A 6485-nucleotide genomic window follows, 5' to 3' on the forward strand; every position below is an offset into this window, starting at 1 on the left:
CGGGGTCAGCTACTTCGTCGGCTGGACCGCGTGGCTCGACATCGCACCCGAGGGTGTGGACAAGAGCACGGGCCTCAAGGTGGCGATGGCCCAGTTCGACCTGGAGGCCGCGGACCTGCTGGCGATCGGCGACGGGCGCAACGACATCGAGATGCTCGTCTACGCCGGTCTGGGGATCGCCATGGGGGCGGCCCCGGACGAGGTGAAGGCCGCCGCCGACGAGGTGACCAAGACGGTCCATGACGACGGCGTGGCCGCGGTCCTCAACCGCTGGTTCTGAGCGCCCTGTACGGGCAAAGCGGCATCAGCCACAACGGCGAAAACCCGCATGATCATTCGTCCCCTTTTCACCCTCCCCGCTGACTTTCCAGTCACTGTGGGCAGTTGGCGAGGGTGAAAAGGGGACGAATGATCATGCGGGTACCCGGGGCTGCCCCTGGGGGTTGTTGTGCCTGTACAGGCAGGTCAGGCGACGCGGGTGCTGCCGGTCCGCGGTGCCGGGCACGGCTGGTCCACCACGGCGTCGAACGCGTCCAGGACGGCGCTCAGCTCCGGGCGGGGCCGCGGCGACTTGGTGGCGGGACTCTGGCCCCGGCGGGCCCTGCGCAGGTGACGCTTCACCGTCGACAGCGAGCAACCCAGCCGCATGGCCAGGGATTCCAGGCTGTCGTTCGGGTACTGCGTGCGCAGCCGCAGCACTTCCTCGTGGCTGACCGGTCGGCGGGTTCCGCGAGCCCCCGCGAGCTGGTCGAAGTCGTCCGCCTGGACCTCGACGTCCAGCAGGTTGCGCATCGAACGCCGTTGCGTGGCGGTGGTTCCGGCGACGAAGCCGGTCACGTCGTGCTCGGCGACCGCGCTGAAGAGGCACTCGGTGAACAACGGGCAGGACGCGCAGAGCTGCTTGGCCTCACGGACCAGTTGCTCGTAGCGTTCCCGGGTTCGCCGGGTGGCCGAGGCGGGTGGCGGTTCTTCCATCAGCCGGTGCTGAAAGATGTCCGGGCGTGCAGTACAGCCGGTCATGGCCCCTTCCATGATGGAAGATGTGTCGACAGCCGCGCGGGAGTGGCTGCTCCCGGGCACCGCTAGGTTGGCGCTGTTGACGGTCATCGTGGCTCCCCAAGTTCCAGGACCCGCATGAACGAACGGTGAATGACGTTCGAACACCCGAGCCCACTAGCTGATGGACCGACGATCTGTTGCCGACCCACCCTGTCGTCCCGGCGCCAGACGCACCGATCCATAACTGTTGACGTCACTGACGAGGATTTGGTTGCACCCAATTCCACAACAGTTTCCGACGCACTCCGGGGTGGGGCCCGCACCAGATACTGTGATCCGGAACAAGGCGTACGACGTGGCTGGATCGCCCCCGGTTCCCCGTTCCAGTGCCCCTCTGTTCTGAAGCCCTTCGGTGCACCAGCCACCGCATGAAATCATGCAGAAACCCTGCCGTGCATGGGAACTTGCTGCCTTTGCAGCATCCTGCCGTAACGGTCTGGTGACGTTGTTCAACGGTCAATCAGATTGCTGGAATAGGCATGTCCATTTGGTTGCGCCAGGCTCGCGGGGAGGGTATTGGGGCCCCATTTCGGGGCGGCTACGGTAGGCGGGTGTCAGACCGCAGAACACCCCGCCTGGTGGCCACCGATCTTGACGGAACCTTGGTACACAATGATCGTTCGATCACGCCGCGGACGAAGCGAGCCGTGCTCGCCGTCCAAGAAGCCGGTGCCGTCTTCGTGATGGTCACCGCGCGGCCACCCCGGTGGCTGCACGACCTCGACTACCTGGTCGGCGCCCACGGTGTCGCGATTGTTGCCAACGGCGCCATTCTGTACGACGTGCCACGGCGTAAGGCGATCCGGACCCGGCTGATCGATCCCGGGGTCGCGTTGGAGGTGGCCCTGGCGATCCGCGCGGAGATTCCCGAGGTGGAGTTCGCCATTGAGCGATCGGACCGTTACGGACAGGAACCGAAGTACCTGAACAAATGGCCGACGCCGGACGACACCTTGGTCGCGGAGGTGGAGGAACTGCTGTCGGAGCCGGCCGCGAAACTGCTCGTCCGGCATCCCAGCTGGCACTCCGACGACCTGCTGGCGAGGATCGCGCCGCTGGTCGGGGGGCGGGTGGCCGCGAGCCACAGCGGCGGCCACAGTCTGGTGGAGATCTCGGCGAGCGGGGTGTCGAAGGCCGCGATGCTGGCGGATTTCGCTGCGAGCCAAGGAATCCCGGCCAGTGAGACGATCGCGTTCGGCGATTCGTTGAACGATCTACCGATGCTCGCGTGGGCCGGAACGTCGTACGGGGTGGCGAACGCGCATGCCGAGGTGCTGGCGGCCGTCGACGTGGTCTGCCCGTCGAACGACGAGGACGGTGTCGCCACCGTCCTCGAGGACCTCTTCGCGCTCTGAAGCGGGGCTCTAGAGGTAGCGGGGGGCTCTAGAGGTACATGCCGTCCCGGGGGCCGGGCCCGTCCGGCTGGCCGGGCTGTTGTGCGCCTGGGAAGCCGGGAACAGCTTCGTCAGGGCGAGGCTGGCTGCCGCCGGGCAGGGCACGACGCATCTGCTCGAGCTGCTGGCGAGCGGCCATCTGCTGGGCGAACAGCGCGGTCTGGATGCCGTGGAACAGACCCTCCAACCAGCCGACCAGCTGGGCCTGCGCGATCCGCAGTTCGGCCTCGGTCGGAGTGCTCTCATCGGTGAAGTCGAGGCTGAGCCGTTCCAGCTCCTCGACCAGCTCCGGAGCCAGCCCGCTCTCCAGCTCCTTGATCGAGGCCGCGTGGATCGCCTTCAGGCGCTGCCGGGAGGCCTCGTCCAGCGGAGCGGCCTTCACCTCCTCGAGCAACTGCCGGATCATGTTGCCGATCCGCATCACCTTGGCGGGCTGCTCGACCAGCTCGGTCACTGAGCGTGGTTCCTCGCGGTCGTCATCGTCGGTGCGCGGCGGCCCTTCGACGGCCATGCCGTCCGGACCGACGATCAGGATCTTGCCGTCCTCGGTCTGCGCCCCGGTCATCGGAACACCCTGGCTTTCGCTGCTCTCCGTCATTCCCCCATCCTAGGAGCCCTTCGAACGGTGTCTCCTGACGGCGTCGCGGTTGGCGCAGGCGGGGCTGCAATACCGCTGCCGCCCGCCCCGGGACAGGTCGGCGTACACGTTGTCGCAGCCGTCGGTGGCGCAGCGGCCGAGGCGGCTGATGCCGCGCCCGGCCAGGTGAAGCGCTGTGCCGGTGCTGATCAACGTGGCCACCAGCCGCCCGACCGGGACGTGGTCGGGCCGGTAGTGCATGTGCCAGCCGTCGCCGGAGTGGTTGGTCAGCCGGGGGTGCTCGGTGTACTTGGCGAGCATCTCGTTCACCAGCTTGACCCGATGCTCGTCGTCCGTCGCATCGACGACCGCCAGCCACTCGTCCAGAGCCGCCCGTACTGCGGTGAGGTCGGCGGTGGTGACCCGCCGCTCGCGGACCAGCCGGTTGTCGACGCCGCTCTCCTCGCAGCGATCGGCCAGCTCGGCGGGCGTGGTCGCCGGGTTCGTGACCAGGTTCACCGCCAGCAGGACCGCGTCGGCGCCGTAAGGGTTGAGATGCACAATGGCATTACAGCACGATGGAGCGATGACCACCACACCGAAGATCCACAGGCATCGCTGGCGGGTGGAATCGTCCCATCCCGTCAGCGAAGGCCTGCTCACCTACCAGCGCTGCGCTTGCGGCCAATGGCGCATGACCAGCACCCCACTCCACCCAGTCGCGCACCCGGCCGTGGCGCAGACCGAACAGCTGATAGATGCCAATAGCAACTAGGGTCAGTCCATCCGGCTGACCATCGGGAGTCGCGACCGGGTCAGCAGCCAGGCGAGCAGACCGGCGAACAACGGGACGGCGACAATGATGCCGCCGATCTCCTGCCACGGAACCATGAAGTGCGGCGAACCGAAGGCTGCGTGCGCGGTGTACCCGTACAGCGCGCCGACCCCGACGCCCAGCAGGCAACCGAGCTGACCGAGCACCCACGCCTGAGCCGCGGCCAGGTTGCGCCGACGGCGTGGCGGTGCACCGACAGCCGCCAACGTGGCGAGGTCGGCACGTCCTTCGGCAGCAGACAGCGAGACGGAGATGGCGACACCGAGCAGGGTCACAACCGTCGCCGCACCAAGCAGCCCGATCAGCCAAAGCCTGGCAGGACTCTCGTATCCACGTTCGATCTGCAAGGCCTCGTCGTGACCGAGCAGCCGGGAGACCGCGGCAAGCTCATCCCCGGTCGGTGCCCGGGTCAGCTCGTACTGCGCCTCCAAGACCTGGATGTTGCCCAGCTTGCGAGCTGCTTCCGTGCTGATCAGAGCCGCGGTCCGCAACTGGCCGACGTCGGGCGGGGTGGACACGAAGGTCGCTGGGTGACTGAACGCCGACTTGGCCTCGTAGTCGTCGTCTCTGCTCAGCTTGATGATCGAGCCGGCCAGCAACTTCTGCTGCGGAAGCACGATCTTGCCGGCCCGCAGTTCCGCCGCCGCCTTCGGTCCGAAGCCTTCGAACCGTGCCACGTACTCCGGGTCGACCACCATCAGGTGCGCGTTGATCACGCCTTCGGTGCCGGGCGGTGGGACCGTCATCAGGGCCGGTGTGTAGCTGCCATTCGACTTGGCCGAGGGCAGGTTGATGACACCGAACTCGTAGGTGTGCCTGGTCGGCAGCAACCCGGACACCTTCTGCACAGTGCTCGGAGCATAGGGCGGCGAGTCGGGGCTGCCGGCGCCGAACCTGACCGTGCCGTAGCCCTCGGGGGCGGCCGGGGTGTAATCCTCGGCGTCGGCGGCGATCGAGTTCGAGATCGCGAAGGCCACCGCGGCTGTTGCCGCCACCGCCATCATGATCGCGGCGGTCGCTGGGCCGGTGCGATGCCGGTGACGGGCCGCATCCCGGAGTGCCAGCCGTCCGCTCAGCGGCAGCATCCGGGCGATGCCGGCGACCTTGGCGACCAGGCTCGGCAGCATCCAGACCAGCGCGGCGATGACCGAGGTGATCCCGATCAGGACCAAGGCGATCGGGCCGGTCGGTGTCACGCTCGGCTGGTACATGCCCTCCTCGATGGGGACCCGCTTCGCCTCCGCGAACGCGGTCGCGATCAGACTGCTGCCTAGGATCGTGCAGGCGATGCCGAGGACCAGAAGAACCAGGGCAGGCCGACGGATCCGCGTCTTACCGGTAGTGACCGTGAAACGCCCCGCCAAGGCTGCCAGTGGGGCCTGTCGGCCCGCGCTGATCGCGGGGATCACCGCGGCCGCGAGGCCCGCGAACAAACCGAGCAGGGCGATCACCACGATGTTCAGCCAGGGAATCTGCCAGGCGGTGAACAGGGTGGAGTTCATCCGCTCCCACCATGGCTTGCCCGCGAGGGTCAGCCCGAAGGCGAGGAGAACTCCACCTCCTGCGCCGACCACTCCGGCGAACAACCCCTGCAGGAGGACGACGCGTCGTACGTCGCGCGGTGTGCCGCCGGCGGCCGTGATCAGGCCGAGCTCGCGGGTCTGGCGTCGCGCGCCGACCGCGAACGCAGTACCGGCGAGCAGCACGATCTCCAGGATGCCGAAGCCGATGATCAGCGCCATCACCGCGCTGGCGCCGGCATCCGTACTGCTGTAGTCGTAGGGACTTGGCGGCGGGTCGACGATGTTTGCCCGTGGCAACAAGGTCATGCCCTGGCCGTTCAGCTGGTCGGACAGTGCGTCCGGCTGGGCCGAGTCCGGCAGGTCGACGAGATAGTGGGCGAAGACGCTCCGATCGGGCTTCGCCAGCGAGCTGTCCGGCATCGCGAAGATGGTCCGGGCACCGGGGCCGTTCAGCGTGCGGGCGATCCCGACCACGGTGAAGACCTTCTCGGCGCTGGTCACCAGCTTGGAACCAGGACGGACGGTGTCGCCGTCACGGATGCCGAGGTACTCCGCCAGTGACGGGGAGACCGCCACCTCGTCGGTCTTGGCGGGCATGGTGCCACCGTCCAGGCGGAAGGTGCCCTTGGTCAGCTCGCTCCGGCCGTCACCGGTGACCAGTCGCACCGAGCTGGTCGACTGCGGACCGCGGATGTCGACGCCGCCGATCTCCGTCAGGGCTCGCGCCACCTGGGTCCCCGCAGGCAGCAACGGCCGCGGGTCGAAGGTGTCCGGATCGCGCACCATCTCCTCCGCGCCCGGTGCTGGCATCTGCTCGGCCATCTCCGCGCGCGGCCGGTCGTCCATCTTTCCGAACGCCCGGTACGGCGAGACGTCCAGCCGGGCGTCGGCTCGTCCGATCAGCACGCCGGCCAGAACCTCACCGGTCGGGCTAGAGGATTTTTCGATGATGCCGATCCAGCTGGCTCCGAGGACGGGCAGCCCGATCAGTGCCGCCACCAGCAAGGTCCGGCCCAGCGAGCGCCGCGTGGTCCGGCGGGCGATCCGCAGTGGGGGTCCCCAGCTGCCCATCAGCGGGTTTCCTGCAGCAGCACATC

Annotated in this window: 7 protein-coding genes; 3 read left to right on the top strand and 4 right to left on the bottom strand. The window is 67.9% G+C overall.

The window, feature by feature from the left end:
* Window positions 1–280 (top strand): HAD family hydrolase (locus tag VFG33_RS00825; RefSeq protein WP_325021259.1); only part of this gene is annotated, 280 nt, incomplete at its 5' end.
* Between the two features lie 185 nt (window positions 281–465).
* Here VFG33_RS00825 and VFG33_RS00830 read toward each other — a convergent pair.
* On the bottom strand, window positions 466–1107 hold the full coding sequence (locus tag VFG33_RS00830) for a WhiB family transcriptional regulator (RefSeq protein WP_325021261.1): 642 nt from the start codon (window positions 1105–1107) through the stop codon (window positions 466–468).
* Between the two features lie 503 nt (window positions 1108–1610).
* Between VFG33_RS00830 and VFG33_RS00835 the strand changes: the two genes are divergently transcribed.
* A complete protein-coding gene (locus VFG33_RS00835) occupies window positions 1611–2414 on the top strand; it encodes an HAD family hydrolase (protein WP_325021263.1) in 804 nt (267 codons plus the stop codon).
* Window positions 2415–2442: 28 nt separating this feature from the next.
* Here the strand turns inward: VFG33_RS00835 and VFG33_RS00840 are convergent, their stop codons facing one another.
* Together VFG33_RS00840 and VFG33_RS00845 are read right to left on the bottom strand one after the other, a co-directional pair.
* The gene (locus VFG33_RS00840) at window positions 2443–3051 is read right to left on the bottom strand and encodes a bacterial proteasome activator family protein (RefSeq protein ID WP_325021265.1); all 609 of its coding nucleotides are present in this window, start codon (window positions 3049–3051) and stop codon (window positions 2443–2445) included.
* A 9-nt stretch (window positions 3052–3060) separates the two neighbouring features.
* Entirely contained in the window at window positions 3061–3591 is a 531-nt protein-coding gene (locus VFG33_RS00845; protein WP_325021267.1) for a CGNR zinc finger domain-containing protein, read from the bottom strand.
* Between the two features lie 25 nt (window positions 3592–3616).
* Between VFG33_RS00845 and VFG33_RS00850 the strand changes: the two genes are divergently transcribed.
* Entirely contained in the window at window positions 3617–3805 is a 189-nt protein-coding gene (locus VFG33_RS00850; protein WP_325021269.1) for a hypothetical protein, read from the top strand.
* A 2-nt stretch (window positions 3806–3807) separates the two neighbouring features.
* Here the strand turns inward: VFG33_RS00850 and VFG33_RS00855 are convergent.
* Window positions 3808–6485, bottom strand: a 2678-nt coding sequence (locus VFG33_RS00855; RefSeq protein ID WP_325021271.1) for an ABC transporter permease, incomplete at its 5' end; no start/stop codon positions are given.

This window comes from Kribbella sp., assembly GCF_035687465.1.
Lineage (GTDB): Bacteria > Actinomycetota > Actinomycetes > Propionibacteriales > Kribbellaceae > Kribbella.

What these genes read in the sequence shown, in the direction of transcription:
- VFG33_RS00850 (WP_325021269.1), top strand. Translation starts at nt 3,617, where the DNA reads ATGACCACCACACCGAAGATCCACAGGCATCGCTGGCGGGTGGAATCG.
- VFG33_RS00840 (WP_325021265.1), bottom strand. Translation starts at nt 3,051, where the DNA reads ATGACGGAGAGCAGCGAAAGCCAGGGTGTTCCGATGACCGGGGCGCAG.
- VFG33_RS00830 (WP_325021261.1), bottom strand. Translation starts at nt 1,107, where the DNA reads ATGACCGTCAACAGCGCCAACCTAGCGGTGCCCGGGAGCAGCCACTCC.